This is a genomic window from Phosphitispora fastidiosa, assembly GCF_019008365.1.
GTDB classification, from domain to species: domain Bacteria; phylum Bacillota; class Thermincolia; order Thermincolales; family UBA2595; genus Phosphitispora; species Phosphitispora fastidiosa.
In genome coordinates this window covers 1-249 of sequence record NZ_JAHHUL010000188.1, presented here as the reverse complement: position 1 = coordinate 249, position 249 = coordinate 1, and the positions used below count along the sequence as shown (strand labels likewise).

Here is a 249-nt window from a genome sequence, read left to right as displayed (position 1 = left end):
CCATTGTTTGGCGGTTTCAGCGCCTACCACATGTTTTGGACCATTCCCCTTGCGCTCGGCATCGCCCGCCTCCTGATCCGCTGGCCGGGGGAAAAGGTGTTCCTTTCCTACCTCTTGGATGACTGGGCGGCGGCGTCAGACCGGATTTACCGCCGCAGTCCGGCTTTGCTGGAACGGCGCAAGGCTTTTGCCGACCATCTGACCGAGAAGCTGCGGGAGAGCGGCGCGGACGAGGTGGTCATCATCGGG

General features: G+C 62.7%; 1 protein-coding gene. It reads left to right on the top strand.

The window, feature by feature from the left end; translation table 11 throughout:
* Positions 1-249 (top strand): hypothetical protein (locus Ga0451573_RS19445; protein ID WP_231685849.1); only part of this gene is annotated, 249 nt, incomplete at both ends.